Raw genomic sequence first — 19,224 nt, forward strand, 5'->3', positions numbered from 1 at the left:
ACCATCGGCGACACCGAACTCGTCGGCCTCAAGGACAAGCAGCTCACCCAGCTGCGCCGCGACCACATCGGCTTCATCTTCCAGGCCTTCAACCTCCTCCCCACCCTGACGGCCCTGGAGAACATCACCCTCCCGATGGACATCGCCGGCCGCAAGGCCGACAAGCAGTGGCTCGACCGGGTCGTCGAGACCGTCGGCCTCTCCGGCCGCCTCTCCCACCGCCCCAGCCAGCTCTCCGGCGGCCAGCAGCAGCGCGTCGCCTGCGCCCGCGCCCTCGCCGGCAAGCCCGACATCGTCTTCGCCGACGAACCCACCGGCAACCTCGACTCCCGCTCCGGCGCCGAGATCCTCGCCTTCCTGCGCAACTCCGTACGCGAACTCGGCCAGACCGTCGTCATGGTCACCCACGACCCCGTCGCCGCCTCCTACGCCGACCGCGTCGTCTTCCTCGCCGACGGCCGCATCGTCGACGAACTGACCCACCCGACCGCCGACACCGTCCTGGACCGCATGCGCCGCTTCGACGCCAAGGGCCGCACCAGCTGACGCACCGCGCCAGCCACCCGACCCTTCGCAGACCTCAGGACCCCAGGACACCCCATGTATCGCACCGCACTGCGCAATGTGCTGGCCCACAAGGGCCGACTGCTGATGACGGCGCTGGCCGTCATGCTGGGCACCGCCTTCGTGGCCGGCACCATGGTCTTCTCCGACACCTTCGGCAAGGCCATGCGGGACAACAACTCCAAGAGCTACTCCGATGTGTCGGTCCAGATCGTCGACACCGCCGCCGGTGCCACCGCGACCGCCCGGGAGAAGAGCGAGAAGAGCCCGGTCACCCTGACCGACGCCACTGTCCAGCAGCTCGCCGCGCTGCCCGGCACGGCGAGCGCCCGCGGCGTGGTCAGCGGCTTCACCGGCGTCGCCGACAAGAGCGGCGCCCTGATCGGCCAGCCCTGGACGGCCCGGGGCGCCAACTTCGCCCCCGGCCCGGACGGCAAGGACACCCGCTACCCGATGGCCGAGGGCCAGGGCCCGAAGACCGCCAAGGAGATCGCCCTCGACCGGAAGACCGCCGACAAGGGCGGCTACAAGGTCGGCGACACCGTCCGCGTCGCCATCAACGGCCCGGTCCTGGAGATGAAGCTCACCGGCATCTTCACCACCGACGACCCGGTGGCGAACTCCGGCGGCACGCTCACCCTGTTCGACCGCGCCACCGCCCAGCAGCTGCTGCTGGAGCCCGGCCGCTACAGCGGCATCGTGCTCGCCGCCAAGCCCGGCACCGGCCAGGACGCCCTGCTCTCCGAGGTGAACCAGAAGCTCCACCCGGAGCAGCAGATCGAGGCCCGCACCGGCGCCGACCTGAAGGCCGAGGACGAGCGGCTGATCACCAAGAGCAGCGAGAGCATCCGCACCATGCTGCTCGCCTTCGCCGCGATCTCGCTCTTCGTCGGCATCTTCATCATCGCCAACACCTTCACCATGCTGGTCGCCCAGCGCACCAAGGAGCTGGCCCTGCTCCGCGCGGTCGGCGCCAGCCGCAAGCAGGTCACCCGCTCGGTGCTGATCGAGGCGCTGGCCATCGGCACCGTCTCGGCCGCGGCCGGCCTGGTCGCCGGCCTCGGCGTCGGCGCCGGAATGCAGTCCCTGATCGCCTCGCTGGACGACGGCATGCCGACCGGGTCGCTGGTGATCAAGCCGCTGACCGTGGCGGTCACCCTGGTCGTCGGCATCCTGGTGACCGTGCTCTCCGCGCTGCTGCCGGCCGTCCGCGCCGCGCGGATCGCCCCGGTCGCCGCGATGAGCAGCGGCGACCAGCCGGTCAGCCAGAAGTCCCTGGTGGTCCGCAACGCGATCGGCTCGGTGCTGGCCGCCGCCGGCATCGCCCTGGTCTCCTTCGGCGCCTCGAAGGGCAACTCCGACGGCCGGCTGCCGGTCGCGCTCGGCGCGCTGCTCGCCGTCCTGGGCGTCTTCGTCCTGCTGCCGCTGCTCTCCCGCCCGGTGATCGCCCTGGTCGGCCCGGTGCTCGGCCGGCTGTTCGGCACGCCCGGCAAGCTGGCCCGGCAGAACGCGGTGCGCAACCCGCGCCGCACGGCCGCCACCGCCGCCGCGCTCACCATCGGCCTGACCCTGGTCAGCGGTCTGACCGTGATCGGCGCCTCGGTCGCCGACACCCTGGACCGGACCGTCACCAGCTCGATGAAGGCCGACTACCTGGTCTCCGCGGCCAACGGGATGAGCCTGTCCGACAAGGTCCCGGCCGAGATCGCCAAGGCGCCCGGGGTGGCCGCCTCCTCCCCGCTGACCACCGTCTACTGGGAGCTCGACGGCAAGGACCGGACGATCACCGGCCTGAACGCGGACAGCCTCGACAAGCTGGTCTCGGTGACCATGAAGAGCGGCTCCATGGGCGCCGCCGCCCAGGGGCAGCTGCTGATCGACGAGGACGTCGCCAAGAAGCTCGGCGCCACGACCGGCTCGGTCGTCGAGGTCACCTTCGGCGACGAGACCAAGGGCAACCTGACCGTCGGCGGCGTCTACGAGAAGGGCGGCCTGCTCGGCGGGGCGCTGCTGGCCAACAGCGAGATCGTCAAGCACGAGCCGCAGCCTTACCTGAACAACGTCCTGGTCAAGGGCGCCAACGGGGAGACCGAAGCGCTCAAGAAGGCGCTCAAGGACGCCACCGGCGCCAACCCGGTGATCGAGGTCAAGTCCCGCCAGGACGTCCGGGACGACTTCAGCCAGACCATCACCTTCGCGCTCAACCTGATGTACGGCCTGCTGGCGATGTCGGTGATCGTCGCGATCCTCGGCGTCATCAACACCCTGGCGATGTCGGTCTTCGAGCGCAAGCGCGAGATCGGCATGCTGCGGGCGATCGGCCTGGACCGCTCCGGCATCAAGCGGATGGTCCGTCTGGAGTCCGTGGTGATCTCGGTGTTCGGCGCCGGCATCGGGGTGCTGCTCGGCTGCTTCATGGCCTGGGCGATCAACGGCACCCTGAAGTCCAGCCTGCAGGGCCTGACCACGGTGGTCCCCTTCGGCCAGCTGCTGCTCTTCCTGGCCCTGGCCGGCCTGGTGGGCCTGGTCGCGGCCTTCTGGCCCGCCCGCCGCGCCTCCAAGCTGGACATCCTGGCCAGCATCAAGACGGACTGACCCCCCGTCCCCGCCCCGTCCCCGCCCCGCCCCGGAGGCGAGCGGGCGATCACACAGAAGGCCCCCGCCGGAGGGTTCGGCGGGGGCCTTCTCGTTCACTTCTGTACTCCGCCCGACTCGCACAGCCGGCTGAGCACCACGGAGGTCGTGGTCCGGCAGCACTGCCGGGCGGAGGGCCTCCGACTCATACCCCGGTGCTCCCACACCGGGGTCCGCAGTCGCTTACTTGCTGGCGAGCTCCTTGTCGGCGGCCGGCTTGGCGGCCTCGACGGCGGCGGGCTTGGTGGGGGCCGTGACCTCCTGGATCGGCTGGTACGGCTTCTCCATCTGCGACAGGCCGACCATCTCGCGCTTCAGGAACATGGCGAGGGTCCAGTCGGTGAAGACGCGGACCTTCCGGTTGAAGGTGGGGACCATGGCGCCGTGGTACAGGCGGTGGAACCACCAGGCCGGACGGCCCTTCAGCTTGTACTTGCCGAAGAGGATCGCGACACCCTTGTGCAGGCCGAGGCCGGCGACCGCACCCAGGTTCTTGTGCTTGTACTCCTGCTGCGGGAACCCGCGCATGCCGGAGATCACGTTGTCGCCGAGGACGGCGGCCTGGCGCACGGCGTGCTGCGCGTTCGGCGGGCACCAGGCGCCCTCACCGGCGGCGAGGTCCGGCACCTGGGCGTTGTCGCCGGCGGCCCAGACGTAGTCGAAGCCCTGGACCTGCAGGGTCGGCGCGGTGTCGACGTGGCCGCGCGGGCCCAGCGGCAGGCCGAACTGGGCCAGCACCGGGTTCGGCTTCACGCCGGCCGTCCACACGATGGTGGAGGCGTCCATCTCCATGCCGTTCTTCAGCACGACGTGGCCGTCGACGCAGGAGTCCATCGAGGTCTCGATGTAGACCTCGATGTTGCGCTCCTCGAGCTTCTCCTTGGTCCACAGACCGAGGTCCGGGCCCATCTCGGGGAGGATGCGGTTGGCGGCCTCGACCACGACGAAGCGCATGTCGTCACGGCTGACGGTCTTGTAGATCTTGGAGGCGTCGCGCGCCATGTCCTCGATCTCGGCGATCGTCTCGACGCCGGCGAAGCCGCCGCCGATGATGACGAAGGTCAGCGCCTTGCGGCGGATCGCCTCGTCCGTGGTGGACTCGGCCTTGTCCAGCTGCGCCATGACGTGGTTGCGGAGGGCGATGGCCTCCTCCACGGTCTTCATGCCGATGCCGTTCTCGGCCAGACCCGGGATCGGGAACGTGCGGGAGACCGAACCGGTCGCGACGACCAGGTAGTCGAAGGGCAGCTCGTACGAGTCGCCGGCCGCGGGCTGGATCGTGGCGATCTTGCGCTCGTGGTCCACACCGGTGACCGCACCGGTGAGCACCTCCGCGTTCTTCAGCGCGGTGCGCAGGGGCGCGACGAGGTTGCGGGGCGCGACGTTGCCGCCGGCCGCCTCGGGGAGGAAGGGCAGGTACGTCATGTACGACCGCGGGTCCACGACCGTGACGGTCGCTTCGCCGTAACGCATCTTCTTGAGGATGCGCATCGCGGCATACAGGCCGACGTAACCACCGCCGACAATGAGGATGCGAGGACGCTCCGTGGTGCTCATATCCGAAAGTATCCAGCACCGCTCGGAGCAGTCTTCGTGAGCCCGCTCACAAGCTTATGGACCCCCTCTGCTACACTGCGCGCCCCCGTTTCGACCCCCCACCCGACCCCTGACGGCCCCTGCGGCCCGCCGGTGGACGGGCCCATCGGGACGGCCCCGCTGAGCAGCAACGATCCATGGGGCGGCCCGGTTCCCGCACGGGATTTCGATTTTCAAACCTCAAGCGGGTCGAAACCTGCGATCCAGCGGCCATCACGCCCAGCGAGCCTTCGGTCCCACATATCGGACGGAGCGGGCCGCCCGACGCGACGAAAGGCTGGATCCTCATGTGAAGAAATTCACGAACATTCCCGCGCCGCCCCCGGCGCGCCCCGGCCCCGGAGCCCCAGGGGGGGCTTCCGGAGCCGGTCGGTAAGCCCCGCGCACGGTCAGCGGGCGATACTCCAGGCGATGCCGTCCAGGATGTCGTGCTCGCTGACGACCACCTCGGCGGCGCCCGTCCGCTCCATGATCTCCAGCAGCTCCAGCGCGCCGGCCGCGATCACGTCCACCCGGCCCGGGTGCATCGACGGGATCGCCGCCCGCTCCGCGTGGGTGGCGTGCAGCAGCCGGTCGGCGATCTCGGCGACCCGCTCGCGGGAGATCCGGGAATGGTGGATCGCCTCGGTGTCGTACCGGGGCAGGTCCTGGGCGATCGCCGAGATGGTGGTGACCGTGCCGGCCAGGCCCACCAGGGTGGCCGCGCCGGTCAGCGGGACGGCCTCCTCGGCCCGGTCCAGCTCCGCCCGCACGTGTGCCCGCGCCTCGGCGATCTGCGCGTCCGACGGCAGCTCGGCACCGTCGAAGTGCCGCTCGGTCAGCCGGACGCAGCCGATGTCCACCGAGCGCGCCGCCCGGACGTCCTCGTCCCCGAGCACGAACTCGGTCGAGCCGCCGCCCAGGTCGAAGACCAGGTACGGGGCGGGGAACTGACCACCGGTGAGCTCCTTGGTGGCGCCGACGAAGGACAGGTGCGCCTCCTCCTCGCCGCTGACCACCTCGGGCTCGACGCCCAGGGCCGCCCGCACGCCGTCGACGTACTCGGCGCTGTTCTCGGCGTCCCGGGAGGCACTGGTGGCGACGAAGCGGATCCGCTCGGGGCCCACCCCGAAACCGGAGATCACCCCGGCGTACTCCCGGCAGGCGGCGAAGGTGCGCTCCAGCGCGTCCGGGTGCAGCCGGCCGGTGCGGTCCACGCCCTGGCCCAGCCGGTTGATGATCATCCGCCGGTCGAGGTCGGTGATCTCCCCGGTCTCCGGGTCGAGGTCGGCGACCAGCAGCCGGATCGAGTTGGTGCCGCAGTCGATCGCGGCCACCCGGGTGGTGCTCACGCGTCGGCCTCCCCCGGCTCGTCCGCCTCCTGCGCGGCCCGCTTGGCGGCGCGGTCGGCGGTCTTCTGCTCCTTGGCCGCGATCACGGCCTCGTGGTCCTGCTCCTTGGCCCGGTTGCGGGCCACCCGCTCGCCGGCGGCCGCGACCTCGGCGGCGGAGACGCACGGGCCCTTGGCCCACCAGTCCTCCAGCATGCCGATCGCCTCGTCGCCGAGCGGGTTGACGCCCTCGCCTGCCGCCAGCGAGTGGCCGACCAGCACGTGCAGGCACTTGACCCGGTCCGGCATGCCGCCGGCGCTCGGGAAGCCCTCCAGCACCTCGATGGCGTCCCGGCGGGCGATGTAGTCCTCGTGCGCCTTCTGGTACGCCGCGGCCAGCTCCGGGTCCTCGGCGAGCCGGGCGGTCTGGTCCTTCATCACGCCGTCCGCCTCCAGGGTGCCGATCAGCGAGGCGGCCTTGGGGCAGGTCAGGTAGTACAGCGTCGGGAACGGCGTGCCGTCCGGCAGCCGGGGGGCCGTCTCCACGACGTCCGGGTTGCCGCACGGGCAGCGGTGGGCCACGCCGCGCAGGCCGCGCGGGACCCGGCCGAGCTGTGCGGCGATCGCCGCGACGTCCTCGTCGGAGACGGTGGGGTGGTTCTCAGTGGTCATGGGAGGAGCTGTCTCCAGCGGGGGCGGGGGCGGGTGGTGAGGAAGGGGCGGACTGCCCCGGGGCGGCGGGGGCCGCGGGAGCGGCGGCGGCGTCCACGGAGTCCCAGACGCTGGCGTACCAGGGCCGGGCCGCCTTGGCCGGAGCGGCCGCCGGGCCCGGTGCGGGTGGCGGGGCGCCCAGCGCGGACTTCGCCGCGTCCTGGGCCGCCGGATCCACCGCGATGTACGGGGTCTCCCCCGGCATCGCGTAGTGCAGCCGGGTGCGGGCCTGGGCCTTGACGTACTCCGGGTCCTGCCAGCGGGCCTTCTCCCGGCGCAGCTGCTCGACCTGCTGCCGGGCGTGCTCGGCCCGGGCGCGCTGTGCCGAGATCTCCGAGCGCTGGGAGACGAACTGCCGCGTCGGATAGGCCAGGATCGCCACCAGTGAGCAGAGCACCAGCACGAGGACGGTCGCCCGGCTCGTGAACCGGGGCCGGGCCGCCAAGCCCGGGATCCTCCAGCCTGCCATCTGCGGTGCCCTTCCCCTCCTGGTCGCGACGGTGCCCCGCCGTCCACCCTACGGGGTGAACGGCGGGGCACCTGTCAGGCGTGCGCTACCGGGCGTCCCGGCGATACCGGCCGGGGCGCCGCCGGGCGGGCTCAGCCCTCGTGCTTGAACCGCGGGAAGGCGCCGCGGCCGGCGTACTCGGCGGCGTCGTCGAGGATCTCCTCGATGCGCAGTAGCTGGTTGTACTTGGCGACGCGCTCGGAGCGGGCCGGGGCGCCGGTCTTGATCTGGCCGCAGTTGGTGGCGACGGCCAGGTCGGCGATGGTGACGTCCTCGGTCTCGCCGGAACGGTGCGACATCATGCAGCGGTAGCCGTTGCGCTGGGCCAGCTCGACGGCGTCCAGGGTCTCGGTCAGCGAGCCGATCTGGTTGACCTTCACCAGCAGCGCGTTGGCGGTGCCGGTCTCGATGCCGCGGGCCAGGCGGGCCGGGTTGGTGACGAACAGGTCGTCGCCGACCAGCTGGACCTTGTCGCCCAGCTTCTCGGTCATGGCCTTCCAGCCGTCCCAGTCCGACTCGTCCAGCGGGTCCTCGATGGAGACCAGCGGGTAGGCGGCGACCAGGCCGGCGTAGTACTCGATGAGCTCGGCGGAGGTGAGCGCCTTGCCCTCGAACTGGTAGGCGCCGTCCTCGTAGAACTCGGAGGAGGCGACGTCCAGGGCCAGCGCGACGTCCTTGCCCGGCACGTAGCCGGCCTTCTGGATGGCCTCGACGATGAGGTCCAGGGCCTCGCGGTTGGAGTCCAGGTTCGGGGCGAAGCCGCCCTCGTCGCCCAGGCCGGTCGACAGACCGCGCTCCTTCAGCACGCCCTTGAGGGTGTGGTAGACCTCGACGCCCCAGCGGACGGCCTCGGAGAAGGACTCCGCGCCGATCGGGGCGATCATGAACTCCTGGATGTCGACGTTGGAGTCCGCGTGCGAGCCGCCGTTGAGGATGTTCATCATCGGGACCGGCAGGACGTGCGCGTTCGGGCCGCCCAGGTAGCGGAACAGCGGCAGGTCGCTGGCCTCGGAGGCGGCGTGCGCGACGGCCAGCGAGACGCCCAGGATGGCGTTGGCGCCGAGCGAGGACTTGTCCGGGGTGGCGTCCAGGTCCAGCATGGCCTGGTCGATCAGGCGCTGCTCGGTGGCGTCGTAGCCGACCAGCTCGGGGCCGATCTGCTCGATGACGGCCAGGACGGCCTTCTCCACGCCCTTGCCGAAGTAGCGGTTCTTGTCACCGTCGCGGAGCTCCAGCGCCTCGAAGGCACCGGTGGAGGCACCCGACGGGACGGCGGCACGGCCGGTGCTGCCGTCGTCGAGGCCGACCTCGACCTCGACCGTGGGGTTGCCGCGCGAGTCGAGAATCTCACGGGCGACGACGACATCGATGGACGGCACGAGGCATCTCCTAGCGGAAGCAGGTTCGGCTGACGATGGGTGCTGTCGGCCGGACGATTGCGGAGTCGTTACGACCAGAGCCTAACCGCACGGGCTGTCCGGGCCACGTCGGCCTCGGCTCCGTCTCAGCGTGTGGCCCGGCTACCCACCGGTAGTTCACCTGGTTGCCCGACCGGAGGGGTCCGGATGCGGACGAAGGGGGACCGATCGGCCCCCCTTCGTCACCACGGTCGGACCGGCCGTCAGCCGAGGGTCAGGACCTGGCCCGGGACGATCAGGTTCGGGTCGCCGCCGACGGTGCCGCGGTTGCCGTCGTACAGCGCCTGCCAGCCGCCGGAGACGCCCTGGGCGGTGGCGATCTTGGCGAGCGTGTCACCGGATCGCACGGTGTAGCCCTGGCCGGACGACTGCTGCTGCGCGGCGGGGGCCTGGGCGGCCTGGCCGGCGTACTGCTGGTAGACGTCCTGGTGGCTGGTCCAGTACCAGGCGCCGTTGTTCTGGTACCAGAACACCTTGGCGCCGGCGTCCCAGCCGGCCTTGCCGGAGAAGGCCGGCGACTGCTGCTGCGCCTGCGGGGCCTCCGGCTTGGGGGCGGCGTGCTTCGGCGCGTACTGCTGGGCCTGCGGCTTGGCGGTCGGCTGCTGGGCCTGCGGGGCCTGCTGCTTGGGAGCGGCGTGCTTCGGCGCGGCCTTCGGGGCCTCCTGCTGCGGCTTGGCCTCCTGGGCGGCCTGCGGGGCCTGCGGCTTCGGGGCGGCCGGCTTGGCGGCCGTCGAGGTGTCGACCGCCGCCGGGGCGCCGCCCTTGGTCAGGCCGGCCTTCTTGGAGCAGACCGGCCAGGCGCCCGGGCCCTGCGAGGCGAGGACCTTCTCGGCGACCGATATCTGCTGGGCCTTGGAGGCCTGGTTGGCCTGCGGCGCGTAAGCGGTGCCGCCGTACGCCTTCCACGTGCTGGAGGTGAACTGGAGGCCGCCGTAGAAGCCGTTGCCGGTGTTGATGCTCCAGTTGCCGCCGCTCTCGCACTGGGCGACCGCGTCCCAGGTGGAGACCGGGGCGGCGGAGGCGCCGGTGGCGCTCAGGATCGGCATGGCCAGTCCGACGCCGGCGACACCGGCGACGGCGATGGCCTTCTCGGCCTGGGTACGGCGACGGTGACGACCGGTTCCAACGAACAGCATGAAGGGGTCCCTCTCCGCACGCCTGCGAGGTGAGCTGTCGGGTTCGGACCGGGAGGTGGCCCGGCCGCGCGGAGGCGGCTTCACCCCTAGCCGTGGGAGACGGCGCAAAACCTGGGTCCCCCGCCCCTGCCCAGGGTTCTGGTCGGTTTCCCGGGGCGCGGCGGGCAGGACTCGGCGTTCCGCGCACGGGGCCCGCAGCGGCGGGCTCCACGGAGAGTAGACAGATCTTCAGAGCAATCACAAGCTCATATCGTCGATATCACATGGACATCACGTCATGTGATGGATTGCCTACCAACCGAGGTGGTATGTCCGGATTGAGGGTGGTTCAGACCCCCGGTGAGCGCCGAACGGCGAGCATCCGTCAGCCTGTTGTGCTGGTCCGTCTGCCCTCGGCGCCGGTCTTCGGAGCCTCCCCGGCAGGCGTTTTCTCCGGCGTGAATTCCACCGGAAGTTCACGGAGTCCACGCATGATCAGACCACCGCGCCAGCGCAGCTCCCCGGGGTCCGCGGCGAGCCGCAGGTCCGGCAGCCGGCTCAGCAGGGTGGCCAGCGCGGCCCGCCCCTCCAGCCGCGCCAGCGGCGCGCCGATGCAGTAGTGGATGCCGTGCCCGAACCCCAGGTGCGGGTTGTCCGTCCGGGCCAGGTCCAGGGTGTTCTCGTCGGCGAACCGCGCCGGGTCCCGGTCCGCCGCCGCGAGCACCACCAGCACCGGGTCGCCGACCGGGATCTCCACCCCGCCGATGGTCAGCGGACTGGTCGCGAACCGCCAGGTGGCCAGCTCCACCGGCCCGTCGTAGCGCAGCAGTTCCTCGATCCCGGTCTCCAGCAGCGCGCTCTCGCCGCGCCCGACGGACTCCTGGAGCAGGGCGCGCTGGCCCGGGTTGCGCAGCAGCGCGTAGACGCCGTTGCCGATCAGGTTGACCGTCGTCTCGAAGCCGGCGAACAGGAGGATGAAGGCCATCGCCGCGGCCTCGTTCTCGGTCAGGTGCTCGCCGTGGTCGCCGGCCCGGATCAGCCCCGAGATCAGGTCGTCGCCGAGGTCGGCCCGCTTGCGGTGGATCAGCTCCGCCAGATAGGCCCGCATCCGCTTCACCGCGCGCCCCACGCCGCCGCGCTGCCCGCCGCCGTGGCGGATCATCATCCCGGCCCAGTCCCGGAAGTCGTCCTGGTCCTCGGCCGGCACCCCGAGCAGGTCGCAGATCGCGTAGATGGGGAGCGGGAAGGCGAACTCGTGGATGAGGTCGGCGGACCCGCGCGCCGCGAAGCCGTCGATCAGCCGGTCGGTCAGCTGCTGCACCCGCGGCTCGAAGGCGGCCACCCGGCGCGGCGTGAACGCCTTCGACACCAGGCGGCGCAGCCGGGTGTGGTCCGGCGGGTCGATGTTCAGCAGGTGCGTCATGAGGTCGGCCTGGCGCTCGCCCGGGATGCCGACCCGGCCGGTGCGGTGGGCCTGCGCGCTGTGGTGCACCGGGTTCTTGGAGAGCCGGCCGTCCGCGAGCGCCTGCCGGGCGTCCGCGTACCGGGTGACCAGCCACGCCTCCACCCCGCTCGGCAGGGTGGTCCGGTGCACCGGCTGGTGCTCGCGCAGCCAGGCGTACGCGGGGTACGGATCGGCGGCGAACTCCCAGGTGAACAGGGGCGGACGGGGGGAGGCGGGCTGAGCTGGCATGGGTCGACGGTATCCCGGGCGTGTCCCGGCCACCGCACGGCGTGCGCCCGGGCGGCGGGTCCCCGGGCGACGTCCGTTCCGCACGGCAGGCGTGAGCCTGGTCACCTGAGGGGTAATTCCTGTTGCGGAGGGTCAGGACCTGCCTACGATCCTCCGCAAGATGTCCGTGGGCGCCGGTGCGGAGCCGCCCACAGGGAGGAGCAAGGCCATGCGGGTCAACGGTTCGGTCGTCGTGATCGCCGTCCTCGACGGCGGGTCGGGGGCGGACCTCGCCCGCCGGCTCACCGCGGCGGGAGCCGCCGGCATGCTGATCGCCGACCAGCGGGTCGGGATCGCCGAGGACCTCGCCACCGAGCTCGACCGGCCGGGCTGCCCGGTGGTCGGCGTCTGCGGCGACGTCCGCCGTCCCAGTGACGTCGCCGCGCTGGTCGACACCGCCGAGAAGCACCTGGGCCCGATCGACCTGTTCTGCGTGGCCGGGCCGGACGGGGAGCGGATCGTCTCCCTCGCCGACCTGCCCGACCACCTGGACCTGGAGCGGCTCGCCGAGCTCGTCGCGCTGGTCGGCGAGGCGATCGGCGAGGTCGTCGTGCCGGCGCCGCGCCGTCCGGTGGAGGACATCGCCGCGGTCTGAGATCCGCCCGGCGGGCCTACTCGGCGGGCTTCAGGCCCTCGGCGGCGCGCACCGCGTCCCGGTAGCCGCGGGCCGCGGACCGCAGCGCGGCGTCCACGTCGACCCCGGCGTCGTGCGCGCGCTGCGCCACCGCGAGCAGCAGCCGGCCCGCCGACTCCGCGGTGAGCTCGGCGGGCAGCTCGTACGGCTCGTCGGGCACACCGGTGAAGCCCGCCCGGCGCACCCGCGACACCAGCTTCGCCGCGTACGCGAGCGAGGGCAGCCCGGCCGGCACGCCGTCCAGCACCGACTCGCGCTCCGACTTCTCGGCCGCCTTGAGCGCCTCCCAGCTGGCCTCCACCTCCGCCGCGCCGCTCGCCTCGGCGTCGCCGAACACATGCGGGTGGCGGTACATCAGCTTGTCCACGATGTCGCCCGCGACGTCGTCGATCGAGAAGGCGCCGGTGGGGTGCTCCTCGGCGATCCGGGAGTGGAAGAAGACCTGGAGCAGCACGTCGCCCAGCTCCTCGCGGAGCATGTCGCGGTCGCCCTCCTCGATCGCCTCGACCAGCTCGTAGGCCTCCTCGACCAGGTACTTCACCAGGCTGGCGTGGGTCTGCTCGGCGTCCCACGGGCAGCCGCCCGGCGAGCGGAGCCGGTCCATCACCGAGACCAGGTCCAGCAGCCGCGCGCCCGGCAGGTCGTAGGAGCCGGGGAGCACCTCGATCTCCGGTACCTCGCCGGCGTGCTCGACCGCGAGGCGGGCCAGCGCGTCGGTCAGCCCGGGGTCACCGTCCGGGCTGCCCAGCCAGACCGTCGGGCCGGCGTCGGCGGGCAGGCCGGCCGGGGCCTCGGTCAGCAGCCGGGCCAGCGCGGGGGCGGAACCGGGCGCCACGATCCGGACCTCGACTCCGGCCTGCGCCACGGCGGGCAGCTGCGGGTGGGCGGGGTCGGCGGCGAGCACCCGGCCGGCCGAGCGCAGCGCCTCCCAGGCGGGCCAGGACAGCAGGCCGGGGGCCACCCGGTGGGTGGTGATGAGGAGGATCAGCTTCGCGGCCGGGGTATTCGTCGTCACACCCCCGAACCTACCCGTCCGGTCCGCGTCCCCGCCCCCGGATTCCGGGGCGGGGGCGGGCCGCGCCCGAGGCGTCCGGCACAGCCCGGGCACGGGCGTCAACCCTGACGATCGTCCAGGTCGGCCCCTGTCTTTCGGGTCGGGTGGACCGCCGGCCCCGAGGCCTACCTTCCGTGGCATGACGAACACGCTCAGGAACCGAACGGCCCTCGCGGTGGTGCTGCTGGGGGCGGGAACCGGCGCGGTCGGGTGGCTGGCACCGGGGCGCGCGGGCGGGGACGGGCCGGTCCTGGTGGCCACCGGCTGGTCCGCCGCCGGCTACCGCCGGGTGGCCGACGCCGTCGCCGACGCCCCGTCCCGGCTCGCCGCCCTGCTGGAGCCCGCCACTGAGGCCGGGCTGCTGGTACTGGGCCTGCTGCTGGTGCTGCGCTGGTGGACGGCGCGCGGGCGGCGGGCCGTCGAGACAGTCGCGGGCGTCGCGCTCACCGGCCTCGGCACGGTGCTCGCGTACGGGGCGAGCGAGCTGCTGAAGCTCGTGCTCGACGAGGAGCGGCCCTGCCGGGCCCTGCCCGCCCTGCCGGCCACCGCGCTCGCCGACTGCCCGCCGCCGGGCGACTGGTCGTTCCCCAGCAACCACGCGACGCTGGCCGTCGCGCTGGCCACCGGGCTGGTGCTGCTGCGGCCGCGCCGGGCGGCGTGGGAGGCCTGGGCCTCGTGGGCGGCCATACCCGTCGGCCTGGGGACGGCCGGGCTGCGGGTCGCGGCCGGGGTGCACTACCCGCACGACGTGCTCGCCGGGGCGGTCCTCGGCGGGACGGTCACGGCGGCGGTGGTCGTCGCGCTGCTGCCGTCCGCGACGGCGGCGGTCGGCGCGCTGGGCGGGGTGCGGCTGGTCGGCCCGCTGCTGCTCCGTCCGCTGCCCGTGCCGGTCGCGGCTCGCGTCGCGGCGCCCGTCGGGGTGCCCGCACCGGGGTCAGGCCGACGGGCCCGCCACCAGGCCGGCCTCATGGGCGAGCACGGCGGCGGCCGCCCGGTTGGCCACCCCCAGCCGCGCCAGGACGTTGCTGACGTGCGCCTTCACGGTGCCCTCCACCACCCCGATCCGGCGGGCGATCTGGCCGTTGGACAGCCCCGCGGCGACCAGCGCCAGCACGTCCCGTTCACGGGCGGTCAGCCCGGCCACCCGCTGCTGGGCGGCGGCCCGGCGGTCGGCCGGACCGCCGGCCCCGGTGGCGGCGAGATGGGCCACCACCCGGGCGGCCACCCGGGGTGAGAGGTAGGCCGCGCCGTCCGCCACCGACCGGACCCCGGCGATCAGCTCCTCCGGCTCGCCGGACTTGATCAGGAACCCGTTGGCGCCCCCGCCGAGGGCGCGCAGGATGTAGTCGTCCTCACCGAAGGTGGTCAGCATGACGATCCCAGTCGCCGCCCCGGTCCGGGTGGTCACGGCGCCCCGCCGGATCTCGGCGGCGGCGGCGATGCCGTCCGTGCCGGGCATCCGGATGTCCAGCACGGCGACGTCCGGGCGGTGGCGCCGGACCAGGTCCACCGCCTCCCGCCCGTCCCCGGTCTCGGCGACGATCTCGATCCCCGGGTCGGTGGCGAGCACGGCGCGCACCCCCGCCCGCACCATCGGCTCGTCGTCCGCGATCACCACCCGGATCGGCGTGCGGGTGCCGTGCTGCGGCCCGACGCCGGTCATCGGGCGCTCACTGGATCAGGGCGTCCAGGGAGATCAGCACGTCGTCCCGGAAGCAGAGCCGGTACGCGTCCCCGGACCGGTCGTTGGTGAACGCCTCGGCCGTCATCGCGTAGTACTCGCACGTCACTCCCTCTCCGCCGGGCGGTGAATTGCCCACGGACGGATGGTACGGAAACCGGTGTTCCGGCAGAAATCGCTGCACGGTGGCCCGGTCCTGACCGACCTTCAGCGACGCGTAGTCGGCGGGGTCGAGGACGGAGCGGCCGGCCGCCTGGATCGTCCAGCCCCGCAGCACCGCGGTCAGGACCAGGGCGACGGACAGCGGCGCCAGCACCACCGCCACCATCATCCGGCCCACCCGGCGGCGGGCACGGCGCAGTTCACCGGCGGGCGAGACCGCGACCGGCACCGGCTCGGGGCCGGTCGCCGGCGCACCGGTGCGCGGCAGGTGGGCGCGGACCTCGAAGCCCCCGTCGTCGCCGGGCCCGTGCCGGAAGGTGCCGCCGGCCAGCCGGACCCGCTCGGCCAGGCCGATGAGGCCGCGGCCGCCGGTCACCGGACCGGGTGAGCCTTCCGCGGACGGCCCGTTGACCACCCGGACCCGGGCGCCGTCCGGGGAGTACGCGATCCGCACCTCGACCCGCGCGCCCGGGGCGTGCTTGGCGGCGTTGGTCAACGCCTCCTGGACCACCCGGTACGCGGCGTGCTCGGCCGCCCTCGGCATCCCGTCCGGCTCGCCGGTGACGGTCAGCCGGACGTCCAGGCCCGCCGAGGCCGCCTGCGCCACCAGCTGCGGGACGCCCGCGTCGGCGGGGCCCCGGTCGGCGTGCGCGTCCGCTTCGTCCCGCAGGACGCCGATCACCTCGCCGAGGCGCTCGACGGCGGCCGCCGCACCCGCCCGGATCTCCTGGGCCGCCTCCCGGTGCGGCGGGGCGAGGCCGGGCGCCAGCTTCAGCGCGCCGGCCCGCAGGGCGATCAGACTCAGATCGTGGCCGAGGGCGTCGTGCATGTCCTGGGCGATCCGGGCCCGCTCGCGCAACCGCGCCTGCTCCGCCACCAGCCGCTGCTCACGCTCGGCCCGCTCCGCACGCTCCCAGCCGGCCCGCACCAGCTCCTGCGACTGCCGCCAGAACCGGCCCACCATCCAGGGGGCCATCCCGGCACACACCAGCACCGAGACCACGGACGTCGCCCGCACCGACCAGGCCGGCACCAGCACGGCCACCAGCGCCGTGGCCGTCACCAGGACCGCCAGCAGCACGGCCGCCGCCCGCACCCGCGCCATCCGCACCCCGGCCGCGAACGCCGCCGCGACCCCCGGCAGCACCCACCAGAGGGACACCACACTCAACCCGAGCCCCGCGGCCGCCACCGCCAGCAGCCCCCACTCCACCCACCGCTGTCTCCACACCCACCCGACCCTACGGACCCCACCCATCCACCGGATCTGCCGAAAGTCATACCCGCCACACCCAACCCCCGCCCACCGGTCGGCCCGCCGACGTCCCGACACCGGCGCCAGCCGGCGGGCGGCGACGGTGCGGAGTGGGAAGTCGGACCCGCCGACGTCCCACTCCCCCCACCCAGCCCGCCGGCTCTGCCCCGCCGAGGGAAAGTCGAACCCGCCGGCCTCCCGATGCCCGGGTCCGGGCGCCGGCCGAGGGGTGGTGATGGTGGTGCGGCGGGGTAGTCGAACCCGCCGATTTCCCGGAACCGGGCTCCGGCCCCCCCAATCGGACCCGCCGACGTCCCGGTGCCCGGATGCGGGCCGAGCCGGGTGTCACGGCGTGGGAAGTCGGATCCGCCGACCTTCAGGGCCCGGGTGCGGGCGCGGCGTGGGAGTCGGGGCCGCGGACTGTCCGGGGGCCGGGCCGGGCGGGAGTGGTGGGTTTCAGGGGTAGGGGGTGGAGCTGGTGCGGTGGGGTTGGAGGGTGTCGAGGGTGTGGCGCAGGCGGCGGACGGCGGGGTGGTGGGGGCCCTCGCGGCGTTCGCGGTCGAAGAGGAGCTGGAGCAGCCACGACCAGGCCGCCTCGGTCTCGCCGAGCGCGGCCAGCAGCACGCCGATCCGCTCGCGGAGGTCCAGCAGGCGTTCCGGTTCGGTCTCCGGCCACACCGCGAGCAGGGCCTGGTACTCGGCCAGCGCCTCCGCGCCCCGCCCCAGCTGTTCGAGGCACTCGGCGACCCGGTACCGCGGTTCCAGGGCCCGCCGGCCGTGCGGTCCGCCCTCGGCGGTGGCCGCGAGCAGCCGGTACTCCGCCAGGGCATCGTGGTGGCGCCGCTCCTGGAGCAGGGTGCGGGCGTAGATGGTCCGGACGGTGCGGACCATCGCCGCCCCGTCGCCGAGTTCGGACCGGCCGCGCGCCAGCAGCCGGGCGGCGAGGTCGAGCACCTCGGCGCGCCGGCCCGCGTCGACCAGGTCGGAGAGCCGGGCACACGCCGCCGCGAAGTCCTCCGCCGCCGCCGGCACGGCGACGGGCACGGCGGCCGGCAGGAACGGCGGCGGCTCGGCCCGCGCCGGCGCCACCGGGGCGGCGCCCGCCGGACGGGGCTGCGGCTGGAGCGGGTGCCGGTACGGCCGGGCCGGGTCGGGCAGCGGCCCGTACCGGGGCTGCGGCACCGGAACGGCGGCGGGCAGCAGCGGCAGCAGCCGCCCGTACACCTCCTGGGCGTCGGCCGGGCGGTCCTCGGGCCGCTTGGCGAGCAGGTCGAGCACCAGCCGCTCCAGCTGCGCCGGCACCTCGGGACGCAGGTCGCGCAGCGGCACCGGCGGGTCGTCGACGTGGCGGCGCAGCAGCCCCAGGGCGGTGGGCGCGCGGAACGGCCCCTCGCCGGTCAGCATCTCGTGCAGCAGGCAGCCGAGTGCGTAGAGGTCGCTGCGCGGGTCGACGGTGGCGGAGAGCGCCTGTTCCGGCGCCATGTAGGAGGGGCTGCCGATCGGGACGCCGGTGAGCGTGAGCCGGGTGGCGGCGGGGTCGATCGCGGTGGCGATGCCGAGGTCGAGCAGGACGGTCCGGCCGTCCTCGCGGACCATCACATTGCTGGGCTTGAGGTCCCGGTGGACGACCGGCACCGCGTGGACGGCGGCCAGCGCGGCGCAGAGCTGGGCGGCCACCGAGACCGCGCGCTCGACCGGGAACGGCGCGTCCTCGGCGATGAGGTCGGCCAGGCTGACACCGGACACCCGCTGCATGACGAGGTACAGCTCGCCGCCGTCCTCGCCCGCGTCGAAGACGGTGACCAGCCCCGGGTGGTCGAGCGCGGCGGTGGTGCGGCACTCGCGCAGGAAGCGGTGGCGCAGCTCGTCACCGGGCCGCGGGTGTCCGGCGGTGGCGGGGTCGGCGGCGCCGGTGGCGGCGAGGAGGTGGTCGGTGCGCAGCAGCTTGACCGCGACCGGGCGGGCGAGCCGTTCGTCGCGGCCGGCCCAGACCTGGCCCATGCCGCCGTGGCCGATCTTCTCGGTGAGGTGGTAGCGGCCGCCGATCACCCGGGCGACGGTCACGGGCGGTCCTCGCGGGCCTGCCGGCGCAGCAGTTCGCCGAGTTCGCGCAGTTCGTCGGAGGTGGCGGGACCTGCGGCGGCGGCCCCGGGACCCGCGGCGCGCACGGGCGGGTGGGAGATGGCCGACGGGTGGGAGTCGACGGCCGGGTAGGGCCGGGCGGCCTGCGGGTGGGGGGCGGCGGCCCCGTACGGCTGGGCGGCCGGGTACGGCTGCGCGGGCTGCTGGTACGGCGGGACCGGCGCGGTGGGCGCCGGGTAGCCGTACCCGGCGGGCGGCGGGTAGGCGCCGGCCGGCACGGGCGGCCGCGCCGGCCGGCCCGCCGACCAGACCACCCGTCGGTCCATCAGCAGGAAGTGCACCGGCGGGGTGAACCACAGCACCACCATCATCGTGGTGCCGACCGCGTCGGCGGCCGGGGCCTCGCCCTTGGGGTAGCTGCCGGCGATCCCCATGCAGATGAAGAAGGTGAGGAAGAGCCCGGCGTAGACGACCGCGCCCAGGATGTCGTACGCCCGGCGGCGGCGAACGGCCAGCAGCAGCGAGGGGACCATGCCGAGCAGGCCCACGGTGAGCAGCGGGGCGAGGACCACCAGGACCCGGCCGAGCACGCCGTACGGTCCGGCCTGCCGCCCGGCGCCCTGCGGGGGAACGGCCATGGTCGGGGCGTAGGCCTGCGGCCCGGCGCCGGGTATGCCGCCGGTCGGCGCGCCACCGGGCGGTGGGCCGAACTGCCCGGGGTACTGCCCTGACATGCGCGCTCCTGAGCGGGTGAGGACGACGGCGGTCC

The 19,224-nt window shown here is 73.8% G+C and carries 15 protein-coding genes, 1 pseudogene and 1 riboswitch; of the genes and pseudogenes, 4 read left to right on the forward strand and 12 right to left on the reverse strand.

All coding sequences use genetic code 11. The features are described 5' to 3' along the window. On the forward strand, window positions 1–546 hold a 546-nt coding region (locus ABTX81_RS29450; RefSeq protein ID WP_350551716.1), incomplete at its 5' end, for an ABC transporter ATP-binding protein. Between the two features lie 54 nt (window positions 547–600). Then, complete coding sequence (locus ABTX81_RS29455; protein WP_350551718.1) at window positions 601–3,159, forward strand: ABC transporter permease; 2,559 nt, start codon at window positions 601–603, stop codon at window positions 3,157–3,159. Window positions 3,160–3,381: 222 nt separating this feature from the next. On the opposite strand, the gene ABTX81_RS29460 is transcribed toward ABTX81_RS29455, so the two are convergent. The 7 genes from ABTX81_RS29460 to ABTX81_RS29490 all read right to left on the reverse strand — a co-directional run bounded on the left by ABTX81_RS29460 (window position 3,382) and on the right by ABTX81_RS29490 (window position 11,548). Next, complete coding sequence (locus ABTX81_RS29460) at window positions 3,382–4,755, reverse strand: NAD(P)/FAD-dependent oxidoreductase (RefSeq protein ID WP_350551721.1); 1,374 nt, start codon at window positions 4,753–4,755, stop codon at window positions 3,382–3,384. Between the two features lie 428 nt (window positions 4,756–5,183). Then, window positions 5,184–6,125, reverse strand: coding sequence for a Ppx/GppA phosphatase family protein (locus ABTX81_RS29465; RefSeq protein WP_350551723.1), 942 nt, complete (start codon window positions 6,123–6,125; stop codon window positions 5,184–5,186). Beyond that, window positions 6,122–6,793: a DUF501 domain-containing protein gene (locus ABTX81_RS29470; protein WP_502892890.1), complete on the reverse strand. Its 672-nt coding sequence runs from the start codon at window positions 6,791–6,793 to the stop codon at window positions 6,122–6,124. Before ABTX81_RS29470 ends, ABTX81_RS29465 begins: the two co-directional genes overlap by 4 nt. After that, window positions 6,765–7,259: an FtsB family cell division protein gene (locus tag ABTX81_RS29475; RefSeq protein WP_350551728.1), complete on the reverse strand. Its 495-nt coding sequence runs from the start codon at window positions 7,257–7,259 to the stop codon at window positions 6,765–6,767. The genes ABTX81_RS29470 and ABTX81_RS29475 overlap by 29 nt, the downstream gene beginning before the upstream one ends. Before the next feature lie 155 nt (window positions 7,260–7,414). Continuing rightward, the gene (gene eno / locus ABTX81_RS29480) at window positions 7,415–8,701 is read right to left on the reverse strand and encodes a phosphopyruvate hydratase (protein ID WP_350551731.1); all 1,287 of its coding nucleotides are present in this window, start codon (window positions 8,699–8,701) and stop codon (window positions 7,415–7,417) included. Between the two features lie 242 nt (window positions 8,702–8,943). Further along, window positions 8,944–9,876: a LysM peptidoglycan-binding domain-containing protein gene (locus tag ABTX81_RS29485; RefSeq protein ID WP_350551734.1), complete on the reverse strand. Its 933-nt coding sequence runs from the start codon at window positions 9,874–9,876 to the stop codon at window positions 8,944–8,946. A 5-nt stretch (window positions 9,877–9,881) separates the two neighbouring features. Continuing rightward, window positions 9,882–10,025, reverse strand: a riboswitch (cyclic di-AMP (ydaO/yuaA leader). A gap of 215 nt (window positions 10,026–10,240) precedes the next feature. Then, entirely contained in the window at window positions 10,241–11,548 is a 1,308-nt protein-coding gene (locus ABTX81_RS29490; RefSeq protein ID WP_350551736.1) for a cytochrome P450 family protein, read from the reverse strand. A gap of 208 nt (window positions 11,549–11,756) precedes the next feature. On the opposite strand from ABTX81_RS29490, the gene ABTX81_RS29495 reads away from it, so the two are divergent. Next, window positions 11,757–12,182, forward strand: coding sequence for an SDR family NAD(P)-dependent oxidoreductase (locus ABTX81_RS29495; protein WP_350551738.1), 426 nt, complete (start codon window positions 11,757–11,759; stop codon window positions 12,180–12,182). A 16-nt stretch (window positions 12,183–12,198) separates the two neighbouring features. On the opposite strand, the gene ABTX81_RS29500 is transcribed toward ABTX81_RS29495, so the two are convergent. Continuing rightward, window positions 12,199–13,236 (reverse strand): nucleoside triphosphate pyrophosphohydrolase, encoded by a 1,038-nt coding sequence (locus tag ABTX81_RS29500; protein WP_350551740.1) that lies wholly within the window; start codon window positions 13,234–13,236, stop codon window positions 12,199–12,201. 178 nt (window positions 13,237–13,414) lie between these two features. Between ABTX81_RS29500 and ABTX81_RS29505 the strand changes: the two are divergent. Beyond that, window positions 13,415–14,062 (forward strand): annotated as a pseudogene (locus ABTX81_RS29505) (phosphatase PAP2 family protein); the annotation flags it as partial. 147 nt (window positions 14,063–14,209) lie between these two features. On the opposite strand, the gene ABTX81_RS29510 reads toward ABTX81_RS29505, so the two are convergent. From ABTX81_RS29510 to ABTX81_RS29525, 4 genes are all read right to left on the reverse strand, one after another. Next, on the reverse strand, window positions 14,210–14,938 hold the full coding sequence (locus ABTX81_RS29510) for a response regulator (protein WP_350551743.1): 729 nt from the start codon (window positions 14,936–14,938) through the stop codon (window positions 14,210–14,212). Between the two features lie 7 nt (window positions 14,939–14,945). Next, the gene (locus ABTX81_RS29515) at window positions 14,946–16,349 is read right to left on the reverse strand and encodes a sensor histidine kinase (protein WP_350551746.1); all 1,404 of its coding nucleotides are present in this window, start codon (window positions 16,347–16,349) and stop codon (window positions 14,946–14,948) included. Window positions 16,350–16,829: 480 nt separating this feature from the next. Further along, window positions 16,830–18,437, reverse strand: a complete 1,608-nt coding sequence (locus ABTX81_RS29520; protein ID WP_350551749.1) for a protein kinase domain-containing protein — start codon at window positions 18,435–18,437, stop codon at window positions 16,830–16,832. Then, a complete protein-coding gene (locus tag ABTX81_RS29525) occupies window positions 18,434–19,189 on the reverse strand; it encodes a hypothetical protein (RefSeq protein WP_350551752.1) in 756 nt (251 codons plus the stop codon). Before ABTX81_RS29525 ends, ABTX81_RS29520 begins: the two co-directional genes overlap by 4 nt. Window positions 19,190–19,224: the final 35 nt, after the last annotated feature.

The sequence above is a fragment of the Kitasatospora sp. NPDC097605 genome (genome assembly GCF_040302725.1).
GTDB lineage: Bacteria > Actinomycetota > Actinomycetes > Streptomycetales > Streptomycetaceae > Kitasatospora.